Below are 25065 nucleotides of genomic sequence, written 5' to 3'. Positions count from 1 at the left end.
GCGGTCAGTCCAGGATGGACGCCAGCGGCGTGAACGGGAGGTTGTGCGCCTCGGCCACGTGGTCGTAGACGAGTTCGCCCGCGTGGGTGTTGAGCCCACGGGCCAGGGCGGCGTTGGCCTGCAGCGCGCGGCGCCACCCCTTGTCGGCGATCTGGACGGCGTAGGGAAGCGTGACGCCCGTCAGCGCGTAGGTGGACGTGTTCGGCACCGACCCCGGCATGTTCGCCACGCAGTAGAACGTCGACTCGTGCACCCGGTAGGTGGGGTCGGCGTGCGTGGTGGGACGGGAGTCCTCGAAGCAGCCGCCCTGGTCGATCGCGATGTCCACGAGGACGGACCCGGACTTCATCCTCGCCACCAGCTCGTTGGAGATCAGCTTGGGCGCCTTCGCGCCGGGGATCAGCACGGCCCCGATGACGAGGTCGGCGGCCCGCGCCTCCTGCTCGACGCTGTAGGCGCTGGACACGAGGGTGCGGAGGCGTCCCTGGTAGATGGCGTCGATGTGGCGGAGGCGGTCGACGTTGACGTCCAGGATGGTGACGTCCGCGCCCATGCCCACGGCGATCTGCGCGGCGTTGAGGCCCGACACGCCGCCGCCGATGACGACGACCTTCGCCGGGGCCACGCCCGGCACGCCGCCCGGCAGCACGCCGCGCCCGCCGTTGGAGGCCATCAGGTTGTACGCGCCGACCTGCGGGGCGAGCCGCCCGGCGACCTCGGACATCGGCGCGAGCAGCGGCAGCGAGCGGTCCGGGAGCTGGACGGTCTCGTACGCGATCGCGGTGACCCCGGCGGCCAGCAGCGCGTCGGTGCACTCGCGGGACGCCGCGAGGTGCAGGTAGGTGAACAGGACCTGGCCGTCGCGCATCCGGTGGTACTCGGACGCGATGGGCTCCTTGACCTTGAGGATGAGGTCGCCCTCGGCCCAGACCTCGTCGGGGCCGTCCAGGATCTTGGCGCCGGCGGCGACGTAGTCGTCGTCCGGGACCGCCGAGCCGAGGCCGGCGCCTCGCTCGACGAAGACCTCGTGGTCGTGACGGGTCAGCTCGTGGACACCGGCCGGGGTGATGGCCACCCGGTACTCATGGTTCTTGACCTCGCGCGGGACGCCGATCTTCACGGGATCCTCCGCTGCTGGTGATCGGATGTACGTCTCCAGCGTGGTGCCCGCCGCGGCACCGTGCCCATGTGCAGGGTGTAAGCGTATCGCCGGTCCTGCTGACACGGTGTAAGGCGAAACGCCAGCGAGGAACGGTGGAAAACGGAGGAGGCCCCCAGCGCACGGTCTGGGGGCCTCCGGAACCGACGACCGGCCTGCTACTTGGGAGTGAGCCCGGGATCGGTGTCGCGCCCGGGACTCACGTCCCGTCGAGCCTTCTGTGGCAGACCCCCGGTTCCCCGGGCGTGACGACTTCAAGTTACAAGGGCTAAGTCGGCTTCGCAAGTCGGCGGCGAGGCCGGTGGCGGGTTTCTTGGCGGTGACTGTTCGACGCTTACTGCAATTGGCCTTAATGCCCGGTTTCGGGCGGGACCAATGTCGGTGTAACGGGTGGCCGTTCCGGAGGGCGGTGGGGCGTCCTCCCTGCTGCCGCCCTTCGTGCGGCGGCGGCGCGCCGACGACGCGCGGAGCGGCGGGTCGATCCCTCGACTTCCGTGCGATGTCGGGGTTTCGGGGGTGTCTGTCATGCTTTGTGTGGTCTGGTCGTAATGTACGTCCAGGCTGGCCCGCGATGACCACGGAGCACTTTTGGGACGCGATGGACGCGTCTTTCTCAAGACGTGTTTGCGGGCTGATGTTACGTGGGCTATAGTCGTTCACGTCCGGACCGGAGACGGCCGGATGTGACTGATGGTCACACCGTGGTGATGGGACCGGCCTGCTCCTTTTCGGGGGGAACGGGGCAGGCCGGTTCGGCCGCGCTGGAGTAGCCATCAACCGGGACGGTTCATGCCCCGTCCCGGAGTCGCGCGCCGGCGGGGCCGCCGGCGCGACAGCGGGCCCGAGGTCCGCTCCCGGGGGGCTCCGGCGGCTGCTGCCGCACGCCGGAGGGGGGCGGACGGCCCGCGGATACGCACCCCCCGGCCAGGCCGGGCCGGGGGGTGCTCCGCGTTCACGGGGGGCAGGTCGATGAAGGTCACCGTTCTCGGCGGCTACGGAGCCGCGTTCAGTTCCACCGGGCTGGCCGCCGTCGTGGCCGGGGACCTCGTCCGCGAGGGCGCCGGCCCCGGGGCGTGGTGGACGGTCTGGCACGCGCTGGCCGCCTGCGTCGCGGCGGGCGGCGCGGTCGCCGCGCTGCGGCTGACGGTCTTCTACGTCCGCTGGCACCGGCGGGCCGAGCGGGCCGAGCGGGCCGCCGCGCCCTGGCCGGAGACCAACGGCCGGGAAGTGCGTTTCTAATCGTCGGCCGAACCGGCGGCGCCGCCGCGCGATATCGGCGAAAGGATTCTTGGAAAACCGCGCGACGTCCCCTGGACGAAACCGTTTCGATGCCTCGTGCGCATTGGATCGATTCACCGTCCAGGGGGCTTCGTCATGTCCTAGTTTCATGGGCTAAAATGTGATGGTTCCGTGATGTCAGGACGCTTTAGCCCATGCAACAATAAGGCTTCTCGCCGTTCCGCGGCGGGGATTCTCGCCGCACGTTCCCACGGCAGGAGAGGAGCCATGGAGGGCAACGCCATCATTTCCGGCTTCGAGCGGATCCACGGCGGCGCCGATTCGGCGCTTTCGGCCCTGCTCGCGGCACTGCTCATCTGCTCCCTCGCGGTCCTGCTGGAGCGCTGGGGGCACGACCGCCGCCGGTCCTGCGTCTGCGGGTGCGAAAGCCCGCTGCGGCGCTGCGAGACCGCGCTCACGGCGCCCGGACGGGCCGGCCGGGCGGCTCGGAGAGGTGCGGGGGGACGTCCCGCCGCGCCGCTCCGCCCCGGCCGGCGCGGCCGCGGGCGCCACCGAGGAGGCAGGCATGCACGACCAGGACCGCTGCCAGGGACCCCAGTCGGGGTGCGCGCAGCTGCCCACGCTGGAGATCACGCTGGGCCGACTGTCGGACCGGTCTCTCCTGGCGCCGCTTCGGGTGTGCTCCCAGTGCGGGGCGTGCCTGCTGACGGTGCACGGGGTCTGGCCGGAGGGGGCGCCGAGCCCGTTCCGCGTCGTCCTCATGAGGCTGCTCCAGCAGCCGGTGTCGGGACCGCGGCGGGGGCGCTACCCCGCGCGCCCGTCCCGTCCGGCGCCCGCGCCTGAGGGCGCGGTCAGCGCCTGAGCGCGCCCGCCCGAGGGTCCGAGTCGGGCCGGAGGGCGGACGGGCCGAGAGGGCCGGTCGGGAGGGCCGGGCGTGAGAAGGGCCGGGGTGAGCGGGGGCCGCCCCGGCCCTTCTCATGCCCGTCCGCCGTCCCGTCCGCGTCCCGTCGCCATCCGGCCGGCCATCGGTCGGCTCCTCGTCACCGGACGGCCACTCCGTTTCGGTGGAGCGTTCCCTATGGCCGTGTCACGTTTCGGCCATTCCATGGACGCCGCCGGGGCGGCTTTTACGTTTCCTTTACGGCGGAAGGCGCGCGGTGGCGCCCGGCCGCGAGACCGGCGCGAACCGACGCTTCGCTCGGGACGGCGCGGCACGCGGCGTGCTTCAGCCGTCGTTCTCCAGCTCCAGGCTCCAGTAACGCCAGCCTGCGAGCTCACCTTCGACGATATAGCTGGGCGGCGGGAGGTCGGTGACGCCGTAGCGCTCGAAGACCTCGTCCAACCAGGCGTTATCACGTTCGGAGATGTCATCCGGACGGTCGCAGGCGATGAGCGTTCCGTGTTCCACGACGACGATGGCGCCGCCTTCGGGTGACATCAGATTCGCGTCAATCTCACCGGCGAGGGCCAATGACCGGATATCGCGCACCCTTCCTCTCCCAACCCCGCGGCGGCAGGGCCTTGTGTCAAGTACGGCCCTCGAACACAAAGGTACAAGAGTGCTGACAGTTATGACAGAGCGACATGGGATCCGGCATGCGTTTCGGGTCGGTTGTGCCGCGCCTAGTTGTGCCGGGCCGCGTAGGATTCTTTCGGCTCGGAGATGCGTTCATACTTCGGGTCGGCGAGCGCCTCTTCGGGAGTCCGGCTCGACCGGTAGAGCCCCCGGTCGGGGTCGTATCGGATGATTTGATTACCCGCGCGCATGTTGCGCACGGCGGTCACGTACATATCACGGACCGACACGGCCAGATTCTCCACGCCGAGCTGCCGGGCGCGGGCGTGGTATTCGAGGAGCCGGTACAGGCTCTGGTTGCGCTCCTGGCGGGGCAGGTTCGGCCAGGCCTCGAATTCGCGGTCGGCGCGCACGTGCCGGGCCCCGACGGAGATCCCGTACTCGTTCCGGAGGCGTTCGCGGTTACGCTGCACCCAGACCCGGACGTAGCTTTCCGTCACCTCATTGTCGACGAGGACGCTCAGCCGCTGGGCGTACCCCCGCCAGGGCAGTTCCTTCCCATGCTCGCGCCACAGGAGCAGGAAGTCCTCATCGCGAATCAGGCCCATGCCGCTTCTCTCCAGTGCTCACTCCCGGTCTCCAAGTGTAGGGGGCCCGACCAGCAGATACCACTGGGATCGGACACGCCCGATCACGGACGGTGGCCACCCTCGGCCGAGGCGAAAACCCGCCCCGCCGAATCGCTGACGCCCCGCTATTGCCGGTCAAACCCCGTGAATCGGTCATAATAGTGAACGGCCGTCCGGGCGAATTCAACGTTGATCATGCACAACCCGATGACGCGCCCACCGCGAGGCGGCCCGGCGCGCGGGTCAGTGCGCGGTCAGATGTGCGGCTCGGGTGCGCGGCTCAGGTGCGCGGCAGCGGGAGCCACTCGTCCGCGATCGCGACCGTGAGCTGTTCCAGCAGCGGCCCCGCCAGCCGGACGCGCCGCTCGGCGTCGGGCTCGATGTCGGCGAGCGCGTAGGCCGCCTGGATCCGCGCCTTGCGGAGCTGCTCGCCGGTCAGGCCGCGGCGGCCGGCCACCGCGACGACGGGCGCGCCCGCGCGCGCGGCGGCGCGGGCCACCCCGATCGGCGCGGTGCCGCGCAGCGAGCGCGTGTCGAGCGAGCCCTCGCCGGTGACGACGAGGTGCGCGCCGCGCGCCTTCTCGGCGAACCCGAGCAGGTCGAGCATCAGCGACGCGCCCGGCTCGATCGTCGCGCCGAGGAAGGTGAGCGCGGCGAACGCGACGCCGCCCGCCGTCCCGGCGCCGGGGACGTCCCGGGCCGCCCGGCGGGACGCCGCCTCGGCGAGGTCGGCCCAGCGGCGCAGCCCCGCGTCGAGCAGCCGGACCTCGTCGCGGGTGGCGCCGCGGCGCGGTCCGTCCACGGCGGCGGCGCCGCCGCGGCCGAGCAGCGGGGCCGTGGCGTCGCCCGCCACCACCACCTCGATGCCCGACATGTCGGGCAGCCCGCGCAGGTCGAGGGCGTGCAGCGAGCGCAGCGCGGCGCCGCCGGGCGGGAGGTCCTTGCCGAGCGCGTCGAGCAGCCGCCCGCCGAGCCCCTGGACGAGCCCCGCGCCGCCGTCGGTGCAGGCCCCGCCGCCGAGGCCGAGGACGATCCGGCGCGCGCCGAGCCGCACCGCCTGCGCGATCATCTGCCCGGTGCCGAGGCTGGACGCGACGAGCGGGCGCGGCCGGCCGTCCGGCAGCCGGCGCAGCCCGGACGCCTCCGCGAGCTCGACCACCGCGCTGCGGCCGTTCACCGCGAGGTGCGCGTTCACCGGTTGCCCGGTCGGCCCGCACACCTCCATCTCGACGCGCCGCCACCCGGCGGCGACGGCGGCCTCGACGGTGCCCTCGCCGCCGTCGGCGACGGGCAGCTCCACGAGCGGGACGCCGGGCCGGGCGCGGCGCAGCCCGGTCGCGAGGTGCCGGGCCGCCTGCGCCGCGGTCAGCGCCCCGGGGAACCTGTCGGGCGCCAGCAGGACGTGACCCGGCGGAGACGGGTGAGGGGGAGAGTCCGCGGACACCACAGCCACGCCTTTCACGCCGGGGGGTAAGGCCCTACCTTCTGCTTACGCCATGACGGCACTATTTGACACCCGCGAACGCGTCCCGGGTGCTGGAATGGGCAGACAGCCGGGCGCGGAGTCATGGCGGCGGGCCGGAAACCGGCGGAAAACGGGGCGCGGGGCGCTACCGCACGTCCAGCCACTGCTCGATCGGCTCGATCGCGAAGAAGATCAGGAACAGCAGCACCACGGGCCACAGCCACACCGACACCTCGCGCCACCGGCCCTTGGCCGCCTTGATCAGCGCGTAGCTGACCATCCCGCCGCCGATCCCGATCGTGATCGAGTAGGCGAACGGCATCAGCACGATGGTGAGGAACGCGGGGATCGCGATGTCGAGGTCGTCCCAGGTGACCTTGGCGACCTGGGTCATCATCAGCGCGCCGACCACGACCAGCGCGGGCGCCGCGGCCTGCGCCGGGACGGTCGCGGCGAGCGGGGTGAGGAACAGCGTCACCGTGAACAGCGCGCCGGTGGCGATGTTGGCGAGGCCCGTCCGGGCGCCCTCCCCGACGCCCGCCGCCGACTCGACGAAAACCGTGTTGGCGGAGGAGCTGGTGATCCCGCCGAAGGCGGCGGACAGGCCGTCCACGGACAGGATCCGGCCGAGCCGCGGCACCTCGCCCTCCGGGCCGACGAGCCCGGCCTCGTCGCTGATCCCGAGGATCGTGCCCATCGCGTCGAAGAACCCGGACAGCACCAGCGTGAACAGCACGACCAGCGCGGTGATGACCCCGGCCCTGCCGAACCCGCCGAACAGGTCGATCTGGCCGAACAGCCCGAAGTCGGGCCGGGCGAACAGCTTCTCGGGCATGTTCGGGGTGACGACGCCCCAGCCGCCCTGCTTGATCGACGTGTTCTCCTGGATGGCGACGGCGGCGACCGTCCCGGCGATGATGCTGATCAGGATCGCGCCCGGGATCCGCCGCACGTAGAGGACGATCATCAGCAGCAGCGTCAGCGCGAACACCAGCGCGGGCCACGTCGCGAGGTGCCCGCCGGTGCCGAGCGTCAGCGGCGGGCTCGTCGCGCTGGACGTGACGAACCCGGAGTCGATGAAGCCGACGAGCGCGATGAACGCGCCGATGCCGACCGCGATCGCGTGCTTGAGCGCCAGCGGGATCGAGTTCATGATCCGCTCGCGGATGCCGGTGAGCGCCAGCACGACGATCACCACGCCCTCGATCACGACGAGGCCCATCGCCTGCGGCCAGGTCATCACCGGCGCGGCCTGGAACGCCACGACCGCGTTGATGCCGAGCCCGGCGGCGAGCGCGAGCGGAGCGTTCCCGACCAGGCCCATGATCACCGTGGCGACCGCGGCGGACAGCGCCGTCATCGTGGTGAGCTGCGGGATCGACAGCGTCGCGCCGGTGACGTCCTTCGCCCCGCCGAGGATGATCGGGTTCAGCAGGATGATGTAGGCCATCGCGAAGAACGTGGTCACGCCGCCGCGCAGCTCGCGCGCGACCGTCGTCCTCCGGCCGGTGAGGTCGAACAGCCGGTCCAGCGGCCCGCCGCCGCCCGCGGGCGGTGAATCGTCGGTCGCCGCGGCCTTGATCGTTGGCATGACGGGGTCTCCGCTTCTCGGCAGCACGGTCTCGGAAATCGCGGTGGCCAGGGTAGCCGCCGCGGCGGCGGGCGTCCCGCACCGGTCCGGCCCGGCCGCCCGTCCGGTGCGCCGCGGGCGCGGCACCGGAGTGACGGGGGCGGTCCGTCCGCTATAGCCTGCCCGGATGCAGAACACGCTTCGGTACCGATTCGCCGGATCGCGGCCGTGACCGGGCGTCATGTCGGCACCATTGGCATCGATATGGGCATCGATGGGCATCTGACCGGCTTCTGCTCACTCGCCCCGCGCCACGCGGCCGGCGAGCACCCCGGGCCGAGAACTCTGTAGGCGGTGGACACACGATGGATCGGGAGACACTGGGGCAGCGCATCCGCGCCCTGCGGATCAGGCAGGGCGTGAGCCAGGCGCAGCTGGCCTTCCCCGAGCTGTCCGACAGCTACATCTCGCTGATCGAGAGCGACAAGCGGGTGCCCGCCCCGAGCGTGGTCGAGCTGCTCGCCGCCAAGCTGAACTGCTCGGCGACCTACCTCGTCAGCGGCGTCAGCGAGGACGTCGTGGACGAGCTGCGCGTCACCCTCGACTACGCCGAGATCGCGCTGAGCAACGGCGCGGCGGCCGAGGCGCGGGCCAGGTTCGCCGAGGTGCTCGCCAGCGCCGACGCGGTCGCGCTGCCGGACATGCTGCACCAGGCCCGCTGGGGGCACGCCCTCGCGCTGGAGGCCGCGGGCGAGCTGGAGGAGGCGATCGCCCAGCTCACCGGGCTCACCGAGGAGGCGTCCGCGGAGACCGACCTCGACCACTGGGCCAAGGTGCACGTCGCGCTGAGCCGCTGCCTGCGCGAGCGCGGCGACATCAGCGCGGGCGTGCACGCCGCCGAGAACGCGCTGCGGCACCTGATCGCGACCGGCGCCGACTCGACCGACGCGGCCGTGCACCTCGGCGCGGCGCTGCTCGCCGCGTTCATCGAGCGGGGCGACCTCGTCCGGGCCCGGCAGCTCGCCGCGCAGCTCGTCGAGCGGGCCGAGCGGATCGGCAGCCCGCGCGCCCGGATGGTCGCCTACTGGGAGGCCGCCTACGTCGCGGAGATCCGCGGCGAGTACGAGGAGGGCGTCGCCCTCGCCGAGCGGGCGCTGATGCTCGCGGGCGACGACGAGGACCCCCGCGACCTGAGCCGGCTCCGCGTCATCTACGCCGGGCTGCTGCTGCGCGCCAGGCCGGACCAGGCCGTCCGCGCCCGCGAGCTGCTCAGCCGGGTGCGCGGCGAGATCACCGCCAGCTCGTCCGGGGAGATCGACGTCGCCTGGTGCCTGACCGAGCTGGCCCGCGCGGAGACGGCGCTCGGCCGTCCCGCCGAGGCGGTGCGGCTCGCCGAGGAGGCCCTCGACCTGCTCGGGGACGCGCCGCGGCGCGCCACCGCCGGGGCGCTGACGGTGCTCGGCGAGGCGTCGGTGCGGCTCGGCCACCGGGAGCGGGCGGTGGAGGTGCTGACCCGCGCCGCGACCTGCCTGGAGGAGATGGAGTCGTCCCGGGAGGCGGCGCAGGCGTGGTTCGACCTCGCCGAGGTGCTGGCCGAGACGGGCGCGCCCGAGGCGCCCCGGATGGCCGCCTACCGCCGCGCCCTCACCTGCGTCGGAGTCTGAGGAACGGGCGAACCCGGACGCGCGGTGCCGCGTCCATGTTTCTGCGTGTCGCCTGAGGTGGGGAGTCTGCGGTGTTCGGTGTCGTCCGGCCATGCCGTCATGTCCTGTGCGGGTCGCTGTTCAAGGACTGGATGGCGCATCTCTGCGGGCTGTGCCTGACGCTGCGGGCCGAGCACGGCCAGGCGGCGCGGCTCGTCACCAACTACGACGGGCTGCTGGTCTCGGTGCTGGTCGAGGCGCAGGCGCCGGACCTGTCGCCGCGCCGCAAGGCCGGGCCGTGCGCGCTGCGCGGGATGCGGACCGCCGAGGTCGTCACCGCGCGGGCGCAGGGCGCGCAGCTCGCGGCGGCGGCGTCGCTGCTGCTCGCGGCGGGCAAGACTCGCGACCACGTGGCGGACGGCGACGGCCCCTACGCGCGCCGCCTCGTCGCCGCCGCGGCCGGACGCATGGCCGACCGATGGGACGCCGCGGGCGGGCGCACGGGCGCGGCCGTCGGGTTCGACCCGTCCGTGCTGCGGGACGCGGTGGCGCGGCAGCCCGTCCTCGAAGCGGCCCCCGGACTCGGCCTGCTCGACCTGACCGAGCCCACCGAGACCGCGGTCGCGGCGGTGTTCGCGCACACGGCGGTCCTGGCGGGCAGGGAGTCCAACGCCGAGACCCTCGCCGAGGCCGGACGCTTCTTCGGACGCCTCGCCCACCTCATCGACGCCGTCGAGGACCTCGCCGACGACCGGGAGACCGGCGCCTACAACCCGCTCCTCGCCACCGGCACCGACCTCGGCGAGGCGCGCCGGCACGCCGACGACGCGCTGCGCGGCCTCCGGCTGGCGCTCGCCGACCTGGAGCTGGAGCGGCCGCGGCTCGTCCGGGCGCTGCTCGACCGCGAGGCCGGGCGGTCGCTCGACCACGTCTTCGCCGAGACCGTCCAGGCGTCGCGGCGGGGGCCGAAGGGGCCGCGGGGGCCGCGGCCGGGCTGGCCGGTCCCGTGCTTCACCGGGACGCTCGTCTGCGTGACCTGCGGCGTCTTCCAGCCCGAGTGGAGTGAGCACCACGGCGACTCGTGCGGGGACCGCTGCTGGTGCACCCGGCACGCCGACTGCTGCGACGACGGAGGCTGCGGCAACTGCGACGGCTGCTGCGACTGCTGTAACTGTTGCGACGGGTGCGACTGCTGCGACTGCGACTGCGGGTGCAACTGAGCGCGAGCCGGGGCGGCGGGGCGCCGGCGGAGTGTCTTGATCGCGCGTTTCGTCGTGTTCTGTGACCCGGGACGTGTCACGGCCCCGGCCTCAGTAGGGTGGACGGAGCCCCGACGTCCCCACTAGAGAACCCGGCCTTCATGAACATCCTCAAGACTCGCCGGCCCCTGGGCCGCCTCGCTCTCGTCGCCGCCCTGACCGCCGCGCTCGGCGCCGTCGCCGCGCCCCCCGCGCTGGCCCACACCCGGCTCGTGAGCAGCACTCCGGCCAAGGGCGCGACGGCGCCGGGGGTCGTCAAGGTCACGCTCGTCTTCAGCGACAAGATCCGGATGGCGAAGGTGATCGTCAAGGACGGCGCGGGCAAGACCTACGAGCAGGGCCCGGCCGAGCACTCCGGGTCCGGCGGGACCGAGGTCGTGCAGAACGTGCGCGGGCCGCTGCCCGGCGGGACGTACACGGTCGCCTACCGGGTCGTCGGCGCGGACGGCCACGCGGTCGAGGGCGACGACCTGACGTTCACCTCGTCCGGCGGCGGGTCCGAGCCGTCGCAGGCGCCGCCGTCCGCGGGCGGGGTCGGCGCGGAGCAGCAGACCGGGCAGGCCGCCACCTCGGACGAGCAGCCGCTGAAGATCGACCAGCAGCAGGCCGCGGAGACGGACGAGAAGGACTCCGGCTCCAACATGCTCCTCTGGGCCCTGATCATCGGCGGGCTGGTCGTGGGCGTCGGCATCGGCGTCGGCATCGTGTTCCGGGCCAAGCGCAAGCACCCGGCGCCGGCCGCCGCCGCCGAGAAGCAGCCCGCCTCCACCGGAAGCGAGTAGGAGCCGGACGTGGCGAAGGGCAGCCTCGGCGTCTACCGGGCGGCGGCCGTCGCGGTCGCCGCGGCGGGCGCGGTCCTCGTGGCCGGGCTCGTCCTCGGCGGCGCGGTCACCGAGACCGTCATCCCCGGGCTCGGCGACGCGGGCGCCGTCACCCGGTGGGGGCTCCCGGCGTCCCGGACGGCGATGGACCTGCTGTCCGCGCTGACCGTCGGCGCGCTGCTCGCCGCCGCCGCGCTGCTGCCCGTCGAGGGCGGCGGGCGCGGCCCGGGGCGGCTGTCCGGCGACGCGACCGGGTACCTGCGCGCCGCGTCCTGGCTCGCCGCCGCCTGGGCCGCCGCCGCGGCGGCCACCCTCGTCCTCACCGTCGCGGACGTCCTCGGCCAGCCGGTCGGGCAGGTCCTCACCGGCAGCGAGCTGAGCAGCTACGTCGGCTCGCTGCCGCAGGGCACCGCGCTGATGATCGTCGTGCTGCTGGCCGTCGTCGTCGCGCTGCTGGCCCGCACCACCACCACGCCCGCCGCCGCGTTCGGGCTGCTCGCGCTGGCCGCGATCGCGCTGCTGCCCGCGCCGCTGACCGGGCACTCGGCGTCCGCCGCCAACCACTCCACCGCCACGACGGGCGTCGCGCTGCACGTGGCGGCGGTCGCGCCGTGGGTCGGCGGGCTCGCGATCGTCGGCGTCCACGCCCTGCTCGGCCGCGACCGGCTCGGCCTCATGGCCGACCGGTTCAGCCGCATGGCGCTGTGGTGCTACGTCACGGTCGGCGTCAGCGGCCTGGTGAACGTGATCGCCCGGCTGCCCGACCCGGTCGAGCTGGTCGACACCGACTACGGGCGGCTCGCCCTCGGCAAGATCGCCGCGTTCTGCGCGCTCGGCTGGTTCGGCTGGTGGCACCGCACCCGCACGCTCCCCGCGATCGAGGACCGCAGGCCGTGGGCGTTCGCCCGGCTCGCGTCCGTCGAGGCCGCCGTGATGGGCGGGACGATGGGCCTCGCGGTGGCGCTGGCGCGGACCGCGCCGCCCGCGCCCGGCGAGCCGGAGACGGCCGTCAAGGCGCTGCTCGGCTACGACATGCCGCCGGCGATCACCCCGGCGCGGCTCGCCACGCTGTGGCAGTTCGACCTGTTCTTCGCGGCGCTGGTCGCCGTGCTCGGCGGGGTCTACCTCGCCGGGGTCGTACGGCTGCGGCGGCGCGGCGACTCCTGGCCCCCGCTGCGGACCGCGTCCTGGCTCCTCGGGCTCGTCACCATCGTGATCGCCACCCAGACCGGCGTCGCCAAGTACGCGCCGATCCTGTTCAGCGTGCACATGGCGCAGCACATGGTGCTGAACATGCTGGTCCCGATCTTCCTCGTCCTCGGCGCGCCGGTGACGCTGGCGCTGCGCGCCCTGAAGCCCGCCCGGATCCGCGGCGACCGGGGGCCGCGCGAGTGGCTGACCACGATGCTGCACAGCCGGTACGTCGCCGTCATCGCGCACCCCGGCGTGGCCACGGTGATCTTCGTGGTGAGCACGTTCGCGCTGTACTTCACGCCGCTGTTCGAGAAGGCGATGCGCAACCATCTCGGCCACATCGCCATGACGGTGCACTTCCTCCTGGCCGGGAGCCTGTTCTTCTGGGTGCTGCTCGGCGTCGACCCGGCGCCGAAGAAGCTGCCCTATCCGGGACGCCTGCTGCTGCTGTTCGTCACGATGCCGTTCCACGCCTTCTTCGGCATCGCGCTGATGAACATGAGCCAGGCGCTCGCCCGCGGGTGGTACACGGCCGTCGACCCGCCGTGGGGGACGACCGTCCTCAAGGACCAGCACACCGGCGGCGCGATCGCGTGGGGGTTCGGCGAGGTGCCGACGTTCATCGTGCTGCTCGTCCTCGCCGTGCAGTGGTACATGGACGACCAGCGGCAGGCCCGCCGCCTTGACCGCAAGGCCGACCGCGCCGCGGCCACCGGGAATGCGGAGGACGACGAGCTGGCCGTCTACAACGCGCGCCTCGCCAAGCTCGCGGAGCGCGACCGGGCGGCGGCGGAGCCCGCCGATATCCCCGCCGATGTGCCCGCCGAGGTCGCCGCCGAGCCCGCCGAATCCCCCGAGCCCGGCGGGGCCGCGGGGGAGCAGGGGCCCGGCGCGACGCCCTGAGCTGGGATCTCCCTCTCGCGGGGGAGTGAGGGCGGTCGGCGCGTCTGCCAGGATCGTCGTGTGACGCGCGTGCTCCGGCCGCTGGTCCAGCGGACGACGTGGCTGCGCTGGTCCCACCTCGTCGTGGGCGGCGCGCTGCTGATGCCGTACTGGTTCCTCGGCATCACCCTCGTGGCCCCGCTGCTGCCCTTCGGCAACGGCGCCGTCAAGGCCGTGCTGGCGCTCCTCGTCATGCCCGCGGCGGCGACGTTCGTCACGGGGGTCGTGCCGACCGTCCGGCTGCTGGAGGGGGCGCTCGCCAAGGAGCTGCTCCGGGGGCCGAGCGCGGCGCTCGCGCCCGCGTCCGCGCGGACGTGGGAGAGCCGCCGCCGCGCCGGAGCGTGGTTCGGCCTGCACCTCGGCGTCGGCGTGCTGGTCAGCGGGCTGAGCCTGGCCGTGCCGCCGTTCGCGTTCGTGATGGTCGCCGCGCCCTGGGTGGGCTGGGACGAGAACTTCCTCAAGGCCTGGGGCTGGCAGCCCGCGTGGCACCAGTGGCCCGCGCCGCTCATCGGGCTCGCCGCGCTGGCGGCGCTGCTCGCCCTGATCGTCGGCGCGGGACGGCTGATGTCCAGGCTGGCGCCGAGGTTCCTCGGGCCGTCCGCCGCGGAGCGGCTCGCCGAGGTGGAGGCGGAGGCCGTCAGGCTCGCCGAGCGGAACCGGCTGGCGCGGGAGCTGCACGACTCGGTCGGGCACGCGCTCAGCGTCGTGACCCTCCAGGCCGCGGCGGCCGGACGCGTCCTCGACAGCGACCCGGCGTTCGCCCGGGAGGCGCTCGGCGCGATCGAGGAGTCCGCCCGCGCGGCGCTGGAGGACCTCGACCACGTGCTCGGGCTGCTGCGCGACGACGCGGCCGGGAAGGCGCCGCAGGCCACGCTGAAGGACCTCGGACGGCTCCTCGAACAGACCAGGATCGCCGGGGTGAAACTCGACGCGGAGGTGGGACCGGAGGTGGAGCACGTGCCGGCGGCGGTGTCGCGGGAGGCGTACCGGATCGTCCAGGAGGGGCTGACGAACGCACTTCGGCACGCGGGACGGGTCCCCGTGCGGCTCCGGCTCGGGGTCGAGCGCGAGCGGCTGGAGATGGAGATGAGCAACCCGCTCGGCGCGGTGCGCGGCGACGGCGCGGGGCACGGCGGCGGGCGCGGGCTCGGCGGCGTCCGCGAGCGGGTCACCGTGCTGCGCGGCGAGATGAGCGCGGGCCCGGACGGCGACGCCTGGCGGTTCCGCGTCTCGCTGCCGCTAAGGTCCGGGACATGACGAGGTCCGCACCATGACGATCAAGGTTCTGCTGGTCGACGACGAGCGGCTGATCAGGGCCGGGCTCGCGGCCATCATCGAGGCCGAGGACGACCTGACGGTCGTCGGCGAGGCGGCGGACGGCGCCGAGGTGCCGGACGCGGTCCGGCGGCTGCGCCCCGACGTGATCCTGATGGACGTCCGGATGCCGCGGCTCGACGGCATCCAGGCGACCCGCCGCATCCTGGAGACCGCGCCGCATCCCCCGAGGGCGGACGACGGCCCACGCCCCCCGGGCACCGCCCCGGGGCCTCCGAAGATCATCGTCGTCACGACGTTCGAGAACGACGAGTACGTGTACGACGCGCTGAAGGCGGGCGCGAACGGCTTCCTGCTCAAGCGGACGCGCCCGGAGGAGATCCTCCAGGCGATCCGGATGGTGGCGCACGGTGAGAGCCTGCTGTTCCCGGCGGCGATCCGGGAGCTGGCCGCGCGGCACGGGCCGTCCGGCGGCGGCGCGGGCGGGGCCACGCGGTGGCACGAGCGGCTGACCGAGCGGGAGGGGGACGTCCTGCGCCTGATGGCGAAGGGGCGCTCCAACGCCGAAATCGCGCAGGAGCTGTTCGTGAGCCCGCAGACGGTGAAGACGCACGTCGGCAACATCCTCGGCAAGCTCCAGGCCCGCGACCGCACCCAGGCGGTGATCTTCGCCTACGAGACCTCGTTCATCACCCCCGGCTGATCGCACCGGCTGATCGCGCAGCTCTGACCTGCGGCTTACGCCTTGTTTACCTGCGAGTAGCTAGAAAAGCATAAAGGGCAAAAGCAAACAGATCGGGGGATCATGGACGCTGTCACCCTGGCCGAGCTGCGCAAGCCGCGCGCCTACCCCGCCGTGTCGGTGCTGCTGCCGACGCACCGGTCGGCCCCGGAGAACCGGCAGGATCCGATCCGGCTCCGCAACCTGCTCGCGGAGGTGCGCCGCCGGCTGCGCGCCGACCCCCGCGTCCCGGCCGACACCGCCGACCACGTGCTGCGCGGCCTGGAGCACGCCGCCGACGAGACCGACCCGCGGCACGCCTCGGACGGCCTCGTGCTGTTCGCCGCGCCGGGCGGCGAGCACCACGCCTTCACCATCGCCCAGCACGTGGACGAGCGGGTCGTCGTCGACACCGGCTTCGCCACCCGCGACCTCGTCGCCGACTACACGCGCGCCCGGCGCTACTGGCTGCTGTCCCTGTCCGACCAGCGGGTCCGCCTCTGGGACGGCCGGGGCGACGACCTCACCGAGCACGCCGCCGACGGGTTCCCCGTCGAGCCGGAGCAGATCGACGAGGCCGGGTCGGGACGGCAGTCGCGCCGGCCGGCCCAGGGCGGCGACAGCGAGCGGCACCGCCGCCTGATGCGGGACGCGGCGAGCGCCCTCGACCGCGTCCTCGCCCGGGACCGGCGTCCCCTGATCGTCGCGGGCGTCACCCGCCACCAGGCGTTCTTCGACGAGGCCGCCGGGCCGCACGTGACCGTGGCGGGGCGCGTCGACGGCAGCTTCGAGGGCGCCGCGCCGAGCGCGCTCGCCGAGGCCGCCTGCCCGGCGCTCGCCGCCTACGAGGACCTCCGCGAGGTCGGCGTGCTGTCCGAGCTGGAGGCGGCGCGCAGCATCCAGCGGTACGCGGGCGGCCTGTGCGAGGTCATCCGGCTGGTGGAGGAGGGACGGGGCGAGCACCTCGTCGTCGAGCGCGGCTACTACGCGCCCGCCGTGAAGGCCGAGGGCGAGCTCGTCCCGGTCGAGGGCATGCCCGGCGTCCTGCGCGGCGCGGACGTCGTCGACGACGCCGTGGACGACGTCATCGAGACCACCCTCGAATACGGCGGCGAGGTGACGTTCGTCTCGGACGGCTTCCTCGTCGACCACGACCGGATCGCGCTGGTCACCCGCTACTGACGGCGCGCCGCCGGGCAGGACGGGGCGTGCCAGCTCACCCAGCCGTCCGGTCCTGTCCGGCCCGTATGCGGGCGCCACCCGTCCGGGTGCGCGGGCCAGGACGCCTCGGGCGGCGTCCCGTCCGGCAGGGCGACGACGACCGTGCACACGCCCCGCGCGGGCGGGCGTCCGGCGCGGATGTCGACGCGGCCGACCCGCGTCCACCACACCGGGTACGCCAGCTTGACCCGGGCGACCCAGTTGAGCGACACGTCCGCGGCGACGCCGCCCGCCGCCGGGCCGGGGAACGGGGGCGGCGGGGACTGGCGCCGCGGCGACGGCCCCATCGCGAACGTCAGCGCCGCCAGGCCGACGACGGCGAGGGCGGCGGCCATGGCGGGCGCGGCGCGGCGTCCGCCCAGCCTGGACAGCGCGAGGAAACCGCAGAGCAGCCCGCACGCGACGAGCGTCGCCTCCTGGAGATGCAGCGCGGCGCGGTCATCGGTCAGGAACATGATCTCCGGGAAGTCGAAGCCGATGAACTTGTGCGTGCGGAGCCGCTCGCCCGCGTAGGCGGTGACGCACAGCCCGGCGATCTCCACGGCGAGCACGGCCGCCGCCGTGAGCCGGAGCGCCGTCCGACCGCCCGACCGGGCGAGCGCCGCCGCCCCCGCCAGCGCGTACACGAGGGCGACGCACGTCAGGTACCGGCCGTAGGCGAAGTTGCCGACCCGGTGCTCGTCGGGGAGCGCGGCGGACGAGGCGTACGCGATCCCGAACGTCGCCGCCAGGACCACGGCCGCCATCGTCCGGTCGGCGGCGGCCGCGCGGCGGCGGACGAGCACCGCCGCGACCGCGACGAGGCCCACCCCGGCGAGCCCCCAGGTGGAGACGATCAGGTACCAGACCTGCCCGGCCGCGCCCGACAGCGCCCACTCCTGGCCGGGCACGGAGGTGAGCCGCGTCTCCAGCATGACGGCGAGGTCCCGCGCGCCGCCCGGGTACAGCGCGGCGCGGACGCGCGCGTTCAGGACCATGCCCGCCGCCTGCCCCGCCGCCGCGACGCAGCCCCCGGCGGCCGCCGCGCGGACGTTCCGCCGCGCGGCCGCCACCGCGACGAGGGCGGCCACGTGGACGGCGAGCAGGACCGTCCCGCGCGTGTGGACGGTCGCCATGTACGACGCCGCGAGGCTCGCCGCGACCGCGTCGGCGGCCCGGCCGTGCCGGGCGAACCGGTCGAGCGCCAGCAGCCAGGCGAGCACCAGCGCCGGCAGGACGGCGTCCGCGAGGGCGAACGCGCCGAAGAACGTGGTCGCGGGCAGCAGGGCCGCCGCGAACGAGACGGGCGGCGCGGCGCGGCGGCCGAGCCCGAACCGGCGCGCCGCCGCGTACCCGAGCGGGAACAGCAGCGCGCCCAGCACCGCGTTGATCCCCATGACCAGCGTGTACACGGTCGCCGGGTCGTGCGTGAACCAGTACGCGGGCGACAGCAGCAGCGGGTATCCGCCCTTGTAGAACGTGTGCCCGGTCAGGTCGCCGCCCGGCCCGCCCGCGAGCCACCGGGCCGCGACGAGGTAGCCGGTCTCGTCCGGGTCGGCGGCGGGGCCCGTCCGGGCGCGGGCGAACCAGAGCCGGACGAGCACCTGCGCGACCGTCCCCGCGACGAGCAGCCACGGCAGGGCCCGGGGCCGCGCGGGGCGCGGGGGAGCGGGCGTGGCCGAGGCGGCCGGGATCCGGGGCGGGGCGATGGCGGGCGTCATGGCGTCCACCGTCCGCGCGCACTGTCATGATCTTGTCCGCGCGATGTCCGGATCCTGTGACACTCGGCGGCGGACGATCTCCGGTGGCGAATAATGTCCGGGTGGCGAGCATTCTCTTCGTGGAGGACGACCCGGCCGCGCGGACCGCCCTGGAACTGGCCCTCACCCGGCAGGGGCACGGCGTCACGTCCCGCGCGACCGGCGAGGACGGGCTGGCGGCGCTGCGGGCCCGCCGCCCCGAGATCGCGATCCTGGACGTGATGCTCCCCGGCATCGACGGCATCGAGGTGTGCCGCCGGATCCGCCGCGACGACCTGTGCGGCGGCGGGGCGCTGCCGGTGATCCTGCTCACCGCGCGCGGCGACGACCTCGACGTCGTCCTCGGCCTGGAGGCGGGCGCCGACGACTACGTGGTGAAGCCGGTCGAGCCGCGGGTGCTGGACGCCCGCATCCGCGCCGTGCTGCGGCGCGCCGACCACACCCTCGTCGACCGCTCCGTCTACGGCGACCTCGTCATCGACCGGACGTCGCTGAAGGTCACCAAGGCCGGGACCGACCTGCGCCTCACCCCGACCGAGCTGCGGCTGCTGCTGGAGCTCGCGCGCCGCCCCGGCCAGGCGCTGACCCGCCAGCACCTGCTCGCCGAGGTGTGGGAGCACACCTATCCGGGCGACTCGCGGCTGGTGGACGCCTGCGTGCAGCGCGTCCGCGCCAAGATCGAGGACGAGCCCGCCGAGCCGCGGCTGATCGAGACCGTCCGGGGCTTCGGCTACCGGTTCGCCGCCCCATGACCACCGGGACGCGGGCGACCGGCGGGCGGGGCCCGCGGTCGGTCGGGCTGCGGGTGCGGCTGACGGCGGCGTTCACCGCGGTCGCGCTGTTCGCCGCGCTGCTCGCGTCCGGGATCTCCTACGTCCTGCTCAGGCGGCTGATGCTGCAGCGGGCGCAGGACGCGGTGCTGACCGAGGTCCGCGACACCCTCGCCCGGCAGATCCCGCCGCAGCTCCCGCCGGACGTGGACGAGCTCGTCCGCGCGCAGCTCGTGGAGGCCCTGTCGGGCGCGGGCCGGCGCGCCGCCGCGGTGCCCGTGCCGCTGAGCGGCCCGGTGCCGCTCCCCGACCCGTCGCAGCTCGACGTGCCGGTCACCCGCGCGTTCGCCGACCGCGCGAGGGACGGGCTCGTGTTCCAGCGGATCATCCGGGGCGGCAAGCCCTACCTGCTCGTCGGGGCGCGCGCCACCGGCTACCAGACGACGGTCGACGAGCCGTGGCGGACGACCCCGCCGATGGTGTTCGTGTCGGCGAGCCTCAGCCGGGAGGCCGCCGACCTGCGGTTGTTCACCCGCGCGCTGCTGGTCGCGGACGCCGTCGCGCTGGTCGCCGCGCTCGGCCTCGCGCTGCTCGCGACCGGCGGGGTGCTGCGTCCGGTCCGCCGCCTCGGCGCCGCCGCCCGCGCGCTCGGCGCCGGCGAGCTGGAGACGCGGGTGGCCGTGCGCGGCGGCGACGAGCTGGCCGACCTCGCCCGCACGTTCAACGCCACCGCCGAGGCGCTGGAGCGGACGGTGACCGAGCTGCGCGCGATGGAGGCCGCGTCCCGCCGGTTCGTCGCGGACGTCTCGCACGAGCTGCGCACGCCGCTGACCTCGATGGTCGCGATGACCGACCTGCTGGCGGAGGAGGCCGCGGCGGCGGGCGGCGGCACCGCGGCGCGGCTCGTCGCGGGCGAGACCCGGCGGCTCGGGCAGCTCGTCGAGCACCTGATCGAGATCAGCCGGTTCGACGCGGGCGCCGCCGCGCTCGTCCTGGACGACGTGAACGTCGCCGACGCCGTCGCCGCCACCCTCCGCGCGCGCGGCTGGCGCGACGAGGTCGTCGTGGACGGCCCGCCCGACCTGTTCGCGCGCCTCGACCCGCGCCGGTTCGACGTGATCGTCGCGAACCTCGCCGGGAACGCGCTGAAGCACGGCCGCCCGCCGGTCGCGCTGCGCTTCGGCCGCGCCGGGCGGGACGGCGCGGCGGGCGTGGAGGTCGTCGTGTCCGACCACGGCCCCGGTCTGCCGGGCGACCTCCTCGCCGTGGTCTTCGACCGGTTCGTCAAGTCGGAGGCGGCGCGCTCGCGCAGCGAGGGCAGCGGCCTCGGCCTGTCGATCGCCAGGGAGAACGCGGTGCTGCACGGCGGCTCGCTCGACGCCGCCAACGCCCCGGACGGCGGCGCCGTCTTCACCCTGTGGCTCCCCGAGAAGCAGGACGACGAAGAAATGGACGAGGAAAAGCGGGACGACGTAGAGCAGGACGACGTAGAGCGGGACGGCGCCTCATGAGACACCGGTCATGGACGTTCACACGGCCGCGCAAGGCGCTCGCCGTGCTCGTCGCGGCGGCGGCGCTCGCGGCGGTGCCGGCCCGGTTCGTCCCGGTCGACGGGGGCCTCGGGATCCAGCCGACCGGGATCATCGGCGCGGGCGGCCCGCCGGTCGCGGCGGGCAAGGCCGCGACCCTCACCATCTATCTGGTGAAGGGCGGCAGGCTCGTCCCCGTGGTCCGGCCGGGCCTGCCGGGCCAGCCGTACCTGAGCATCACGCAGCTCAGCGTGCCGGTGACGTCCCTGGAGCGGCGCAACGGCCTCCGCAGCGCGGTGCCCGCCGGGCGGCAGGTCGTGGTCAGGGCCGGGGACCGGCAGGGCGAGATCAACGTCGACGTGACCGTGCCCTCCGGCCGGACGCTGAGCGGGGCCAAGCCCGACGCCGCCGGGGTCGGCTGGCCGCGGATCGCCCTGGGGCAGCTCGCGTGCACCGCGCAGACCGTCCCCGGGGTGCGGCGGGTCATGATCGTCGCCATGTGGGACAACCAGGTCGTCCAGCCCTGGATGTCGCTGACCTGCGGCGACTTCGGCGACCTGCTGGGCTGATCACCCGCCCGCGCCGGTCAGCCCCGGGTCAGCCACTGGGCGGTCGTGTCGCCGAGCACCGACCGGACGGCGAGGACGGCGACGCCGAGCGTGAGGACCGGCATCACCACCCACCGCTCGACCTTGCCGTCCGTCTTCGGGATGACCGGGACGTCGATCCGGTACGGCAGCGGCCAGAACACCGGGCAGCCCCGCGGCGTCAGGCAGTCGCCGACGACGTGCGCGAAGCAGCCGAGCCCGACCGCGAACCCGACGAAGCTCATGTCGATGTTGTGCATCAGCCAGACCGCGACGAGGGCGAGCGCGCAGTCGGCGAGCGCCGACTGCGGCTCCTTGCCCTCGAAGTCCAGCCCGATGCCGCGCAGCCCGAGGCCGACGATCATGAACAGGCAGGCCCACCAGGCGTAGACGTAGTGGGTGGCGAGGTAGTCCATCGCGAGGCCCATCGCGACGGCGAACAGGATCGAGTGGGTGGCCTGCCGGTGCCCGCCCGACAGCTTCCCGATCCCCTTGCACATGTGGTGCGTGATGGGCCCGAACGTGTTGGCGATGCGTCCGTTGTGGTGGTCGATGTCGGGCAGGATCGCCGCGCCCGCGCAGACGACGGCGCCCGCCGCGACCTGCTCCGCCGACAGCGACACCGCGTGGTCGCCGAGCAGTCCCTCCTGCGCGATCACCGGCACGGCCGCGAGCCATGCCAGCGCCCCGCTGAGGGCGTGCGTCTTGCCCATCATCTGTAGTTGTCCCCGCTTCCAGCCCGTCCCCGCCGCCCCGCTTCAGGGCGGGACTCTAGCCCGCTACCGCCGTGATTCAGCGGCGGCGCGCCGAAGTGGGCGCTTAGCCCGTTTGATGGCGGTGGGGCCGTCCCGGTTCCGTCCGGGCGCTCCAGGGCGCCGCGGGTTCGGACCGTGTTCGGACCGTGTGCGGACCGGGGCCGGACCGTGGTCAGACGAGGTGGCTCTCGCGGGACGCGACGACGGCCCCGACGTTCTCCTCCGCCCACTCGGCGATGGCCTCGATGGGCGTCCGCAGCGACTTCCCGAGCGGCGTCAGGGCGTACTCGACTCGGGGCGGGACTTCGGGGAACACCGTCCGGGTGAGGAGGCCGTCGCGCTCCATCGCGCGGAGCGTCTGGGTGAGCACCTTCGGCGTGACGCCGCCGATCCGGTCGCGCAGCCGGGTGAAGCGGCTCGGGCCGTCGCTGAGGCTCAGCACGACGAGCACCGACCACTTGTCGCCGATGCGGTCGAGGACCAGGCGGGTCGGGCAGTCGGGGTCGAACGCGTCACCCTTCATGGTTTCCGAACGGTACCAAAGGTTCTTTGCAGTAACCAGTATCCGATGGATACCGTCACTTCCGAAGACGGGCATGATCAACGACGTTCTGATGATCTTCCAAGGAGGACCGATGAGGATTCTCGTGATCGGCGAGACCGGGATGATCGGCAGCCGGATCGCGGCGGAGGCGCTCGGCCGTGGCCACTCGGTGTCCGGCATGACCCGCAGCGGGGCGGAGGGGACGGCCCCGGGCGAGGCGAGCGACGCCGCGGCCGTCGCCCGGTACGCCGCGGACCACGATGCCGTCGTGCTGGCGATCGCCCCGCCCCGCGACGGGTCGGAGGCGACCGGGCCGCTGCTCGCCGCCGGCCGCGGCGTGCTCGACGGGCTGCGCCAGGCCGGGATCCGGCGGCTGGTCGTGGTCGGCGGGGCGGGCAGCCTGGAGGTCGCGCCCGGCGTCCGCCTGGTCGACACGCCCGAGTTCCCCGCCGAGTACAAGGGCGAGGCCCTCGCCCAGGACGCCCTGCTCCAGTTCATCCGCGCCGAGGCCGGCGACCTGGACTGGACCTACGTCTCCCCGCCCGCGGTGATCCAGCCGGGCGAGCGCAGGGGCGAGTTCCGGCTCGGCGGCGACTCCCTGCTCGCCGACGCCGAGGGCAACAGCGCGATCAGCGCCGAGGACTACGCCGTCGCGGTCGTGGACGAGCTGGAGAAGAACCAGGCCGTCCGCCGCCGCATCACCGTGGCCTACTGAGACCCGTCCGGGGAGGCGGCGGGGACGAGGCGCCAGTCGTCCGACTCCTCGCCCGGCTCGTAGCGGGAGTCGAGGCGCTTGGCGACGACGCCCGGCAGGCCCTGCGCGGCGGCGGCGTCCCGGACGGCGTCGCCGTCGCCCGGGTACCACGGCGCGGTCTGCCAGCGCGGGCCCGACAGCCCGAGCCCGTCGAGCCGCTCCCGCCGCTCCCGGTACGGGACGTCCAGCAGCGGATGCCCGTCGAGGTGCAGCAGGTCGACGATCAGGTACGTCTCGCGGCCCTCCAGGACGGCGACCTCCCCGTCCAGCAGCGCGGGCCGGGAGCCGAGCGCGGCGCCGAGCCGGGAGCCGAGCCCGCCCGGCCCGTCGACGGGACGGCCCCGGTCGTCGGTGAAGCGGGTCCGGCCACCCTCGACGTAGGCGGCGAGGCGGCGGCCGCCCCACGCGAACTCGAAGGCCCAGGCGTCCCGGTCGCGCGGCAGCCGCGCCCGCTCGACCGGGCGCATCGGGAGCACCGACTCCGGCAGGGGCTCGGCGTCCGGGTCGGCGGGCGGGTCCATCCGGTGGATCATCCAGTTCTTGCCGCGCGTCCGGAACAGCACGTACCGGCCGGACACCCGCGCGCCGCGCATCACGATCTTGACCTCGCGCTCGGACCACTTCTCCGTCTCGTAGGTGCCCGCGTCCCAGATGGTCATCGTCCCGGCGCCGTACTCGCCGCGCGGGATCTCGCCCTCGAACGTCGCGTACTCCAGCGGATGGTCCTCGGTGCGGACGGCGAGGTGGTTCGTGTCCGGGCTCCACGGCAGGCCCTTCGGCACGGCCCACGACACGAGCACGCCGTCGCGTTCGAGGCGCAGGTCCCAGTGCAGGCTGGTCGCGTGGTGCTCCTGGACGACGAACGTGTCGTCGTCCCCGCGCGGCTCCGCCCGCCCCTCCGGGACGGGCTCCGGCGTCCGCCCCGCGTCCCGCTTGCCCCGGTACTCGGCGAGCCGGTCGCCGCCGTCGTTCTTCTTCCGCTTCTTCGGGGTCACGCCCGATCCGTACCCGCGATCAGCGGATGAAGACGGCGTAGTCGGCGAGGTCGCCGGTGAGGGACGGCGGCAGACCCGCCACCGCCGACAGCTCCTCGGCGGACATGAACCCGCCCGTCTCCGCCCGCACCCGGTCGATCCGCGCGGCCAGCTCGGGGGTGACGCCGGGCAGCAGCGTCAGCGCCTCCGGCGGGGCGTGGTTGACGTCGACGAGCCCGCCGTCGTTGTACTGGCGCGGCAGGTCGGGACGCCCGATCCGCAGCTCTCGGGCCAGGCCCGGGTCGGACTCGGCGAGCGCCCGCGCCTTGTCGCGCAGCAGCCGCCGCCGCTTGACGCGCTCGACCACGGCCTCGTTGTCGACCGCCGACAGCCCGTGCGGGTCGAACACGCGGCGCCGGATGATGAACGCGTGCGCGCAGCCCACCACGGCGAGGACGAACATCAGCATCCCGACGTAGCGCTCCGCGCCGTCTTCCTTGCCCATGTCCGGCACCAGGACCATCATCAGCGCGAACACGCCGACGTACACCGCCGTGGACACCAGCAGGTGCGCGCTGCGCCGCCACAGCGCCGCCGCCGCGAAGGTGAACGGCGTGGCGTAGCCGAGGGTCAGGAACGGCAGCGCCGCCCACGTCACGCTGAGCGCCGCCCGCCCCGGCGGCATGCTGTCGGACGGAACCCTCGGCTCGTACGGCGCTGGGGCGTTCATCTCTAGAGGGTCTCCCGGCCGGATCTGGA

At 74.2% G+C, this 25065-nt stretch carries 23 protein-coding genes; 13 read left to right on the top strand and 10 right to left on the bottom strand.

The features are described from left to right. Positions 1–4 precede the first annotated feature (4 nt). Positions 5–1120 (bottom strand): alanine dehydrogenase, encoded by a 1116-nt coding sequence (ald, locus tag FXF68_RS20555; RefSeq protein ID WP_148761616.1) that lies wholly within the window; start codon positions 1118–1120, stop codon positions 5–7. A 1008-nt stretch (positions 1121–2128) separates the two neighbouring features. Here ald and FXF68_RS20550 point away from each other — a divergent pair. Both FXF68_RS20550 and FXF68_RS20545 read left to right on the top strand, forming a co-directional pair. Then, on the top strand, positions 2129–2398 hold the full coding sequence (locus tag FXF68_RS20550; RefSeq protein ID WP_148761614.1) for a hypothetical protein: 270 nt from the start codon (positions 2129–2131) through the stop codon (positions 2396–2398). 565 nt (positions 2399–2963) lie between these two features. Then, entirely contained in the window at positions 2964–3260 is a 297-nt protein-coding gene (locus FXF68_RS20545; RefSeq protein WP_148761612.1) for a hypothetical protein, read from the top strand. 363 nt (positions 3261–3623) lie between these two features. Here the strand turns inward: FXF68_RS20545 and FXF68_RS20540 are convergent, their stop codons facing one another. From FXF68_RS20540 to FXF68_RS20525, 4 genes are all read right to left on the bottom strand, one after another. After that, on the bottom strand, positions 3624–3887 hold the full coding sequence (locus tag FXF68_RS20540) for a hypothetical protein (protein ID WP_148761610.1): 264 nt from the start codon (positions 3885–3887) through the stop codon (positions 3624–3626). Between the two features lie 134 nt (positions 3888–4021). Then, positions 4022–4522 (bottom strand): hypothetical protein, encoded by a 501-nt coding sequence (locus FXF68_RS20535; RefSeq protein WP_148761608.1) that lies wholly within the window; start codon positions 4520–4522, stop codon positions 4022–4024. Between the two features lie 301 nt (positions 4523–4823). Continuing rightward, on the bottom strand, positions 4824–5996 hold the full coding sequence (locus tag FXF68_RS20530) for a glycerate kinase (RefSeq protein ID WP_342787148.1): 1173 nt from the start codon (positions 5994–5996) through the stop codon (positions 4824–4826). A gap of 157 nt (positions 5997–6153) precedes the next feature. Further along, entirely contained in the window at positions 6154–7599 is a 1446-nt protein-coding gene (locus tag FXF68_RS20525; RefSeq protein WP_148761606.1) for an NCS2 family permease, read from the bottom strand. Between the two features lie 344 nt (positions 7600–7943). Between FXF68_RS20525 and FXF68_RS20520 the strand changes: the two genes are divergently transcribed. The 7 genes from FXF68_RS20520 to FXF68_RS20490 all read left to right on the top strand — a co-directional run bounded on the left by FXF68_RS20520 (position 7944) and on the right by FXF68_RS20490 (position 16615). Beyond that, on the top strand, positions 7944–9242 hold the full coding sequence (locus tag FXF68_RS20520; protein WP_148761604.1) for a helix-turn-helix domain-containing protein: 1299 nt from the start codon (positions 7944–7946) through the stop codon (positions 9240–9242). A gap of 71 nt (positions 9243–9313) precedes the next feature. Further along, on the top strand, positions 9314–10441 hold the full coding sequence (locus FXF68_RS20515) for a DUF5685 family protein (RefSeq protein ID WP_187438021.1): 1128 nt from the start codon (positions 9314–9316) through the stop codon (positions 10439–10441). 140 nt (positions 10442–10581) lie between these two features. Next, entirely contained in the window at positions 10582–11262 is a 681-nt protein-coding gene (locus FXF68_RS20510) for a copper resistance CopC family protein (RefSeq protein ID WP_148761602.1), read from the top strand. Between the two features lie 9 nt (positions 11263–11271). Beyond that, on the top strand, positions 11272–13398 hold the full coding sequence (locus tag FXF68_RS20505) for a bifunctional copper resistance protein CopD/cytochrome c oxidase assembly protein (protein WP_148761600.1): 2127 nt from the start codon (positions 11272–11274) through the stop codon (positions 13396–13398). 60 nt (positions 13399–13458) lie between these two features. Beyond that, positions 13459–14694, top strand: a complete 1236-nt coding sequence (locus tag FXF68_RS20500; RefSeq protein WP_246178825.1) for a sensor histidine kinase — start codon at positions 13459–13461, stop codon at positions 14692–14694. A 13-nt stretch (positions 14695–14707) separates the two neighbouring features. After that, the gene (locus tag FXF68_RS20495; protein WP_148761598.1) at positions 14708–15415 is read left to right on the top strand and encodes a response regulator transcription factor; all 708 of its coding nucleotides are present in this window, start codon (positions 14708–14710) and stop codon (positions 15413–15415) included. Between the two features lie 102 nt (positions 15416–15517). Next, complete coding sequence (locus tag FXF68_RS20490) at positions 15518–16615, top strand: baeRF3 domain-containing protein (protein WP_148761596.1); 1098 nt, start codon at positions 15518–15520, stop codon at positions 16613–16615. Here the strand turns inward: FXF68_RS20490 and FXF68_RS20485 are convergent. Further along, the gene (locus FXF68_RS20485; protein WP_148761594.1) at positions 16609–18354 is read right to left on the bottom strand and encodes a hypothetical protein; all 1746 of its coding nucleotides are present in this window, start codon (positions 18352–18354) and stop codon (positions 16609–16611) included. The genes FXF68_RS20490 and FXF68_RS20485 overlap by 7 nt on opposite strands. A gap of 101 nt (positions 18355–18455) precedes the next feature. Here FXF68_RS20485 and FXF68_RS20480 point away from each other — a divergent pair, with 101 nt between their 5' ends. From FXF68_RS20480 to FXF68_RS20470, 3 genes are read left to right on the top strand one after another with little or no spacing between them, the layout of a single operon-like run. Next, the gene (locus FXF68_RS20480; protein WP_148352588.1) at positions 18456–19145 is read left to right on the top strand and encodes a response regulator transcription factor; all 690 of its coding nucleotides are present in this window, start codon (positions 18456–18458) and stop codon (positions 19143–19145) included. Then, positions 19142–20674 carry a sensor histidine kinase gene (locus FXF68_RS20475; protein ID WP_148761592.1) on the top strand — a complete coding sequence of 511 codons (1533 nt, stop codon included), beginning with the start codon at positions 19142–19144 and terminating at the stop codon, positions 20672–20674. Before FXF68_RS20480 ends, FXF68_RS20475 begins: the two co-directional genes overlap by 4 nt. Next, positions 20671–21261: a hypothetical protein gene (locus FXF68_RS20470; protein ID WP_148761590.1), complete on the top strand. Its 591-nt coding sequence runs from the start codon at positions 20671–20673 to the stop codon at positions 21259–21261. The genes FXF68_RS20475 and FXF68_RS20470 overlap by 4 nt, the downstream gene beginning before the upstream one ends. 17 nt (positions 21262–21278) lie before the next feature. Here FXF68_RS20470 and FXF68_RS20465 read toward each other — a convergent pair whose 3' ends face one another. Both FXF68_RS20465 and FXF68_RS20460 read right to left on the bottom strand, forming a co-directional pair. After that, positions 21279–21995, bottom strand: coding sequence for a metal-dependent hydrolase (locus FXF68_RS20465; protein ID WP_187438020.1), 717 nt, complete (start codon positions 21993–21995; stop codon positions 21279–21281). A gap of 211 nt (positions 21996–22206) precedes the next feature. Next, positions 22207–22557 carry a winged helix-turn-helix transcriptional regulator gene (locus tag FXF68_RS20460; RefSeq protein ID WP_148761588.1) on the bottom strand — a complete coding sequence of 117 codons (351 nt, stop codon included), beginning with the start codon at positions 22555–22557 and terminating at the stop codon, positions 22207–22209. A gap of 112 nt (positions 22558–22669) precedes the next feature. Between FXF68_RS20460 and FXF68_RS20455 the strand changes: the two genes are divergently transcribed. Beyond that, positions 22670–23293 carry an NAD(P)-dependent oxidoreductase gene (locus FXF68_RS20455; protein WP_148761585.1) on the top strand — a complete coding sequence of 208 codons (624 nt, stop codon included), beginning with the start codon at positions 22670–22672 and terminating at the stop codon, positions 23291–23293. Here the strand turns inward: FXF68_RS20455 and FXF68_RS20450 are convergent. Both FXF68_RS20450 and FXF68_RS20445 read right to left on the bottom strand, forming a co-directional pair. Next, the gene (locus FXF68_RS20450; RefSeq protein ID WP_148761583.1) at positions 23287–24327 is read right to left on the bottom strand and encodes a DNA polymerase ligase N-terminal domain-containing protein; all 1041 of its coding nucleotides are present in this window, start codon (positions 24325–24327) and stop codon (positions 23287–23289) included. The two genes, FXF68_RS20455 and FXF68_RS20450, sit on opposite strands and share 7 nt — an antisense overlap. A 19-nt stretch (positions 24328–24346) precedes the next feature. Beyond that, positions 24347–25036: a ComEA family DNA-binding protein gene (locus FXF68_RS20445; protein ID WP_148761581.1), complete on the bottom strand. Its 690-nt coding sequence runs from the start codon at positions 25034–25036 to the stop codon at positions 24347–24349. Between the last annotated feature and the right edge of the window lie 29 nt (positions 25037–25065).

This window comes from Actinomadura decatromicini (assembly GCF_008121305.1).
GTDB lineage: Bacteria > Actinomycetota > Actinomycetes > Streptosporangiales > Streptosporangiaceae > Spirillospora > Spirillospora syzygii.
Note: the sequence above shows the minus strand (reverse complement) of the source record. Positions and strands in the feature narration are given on the sequence as shown.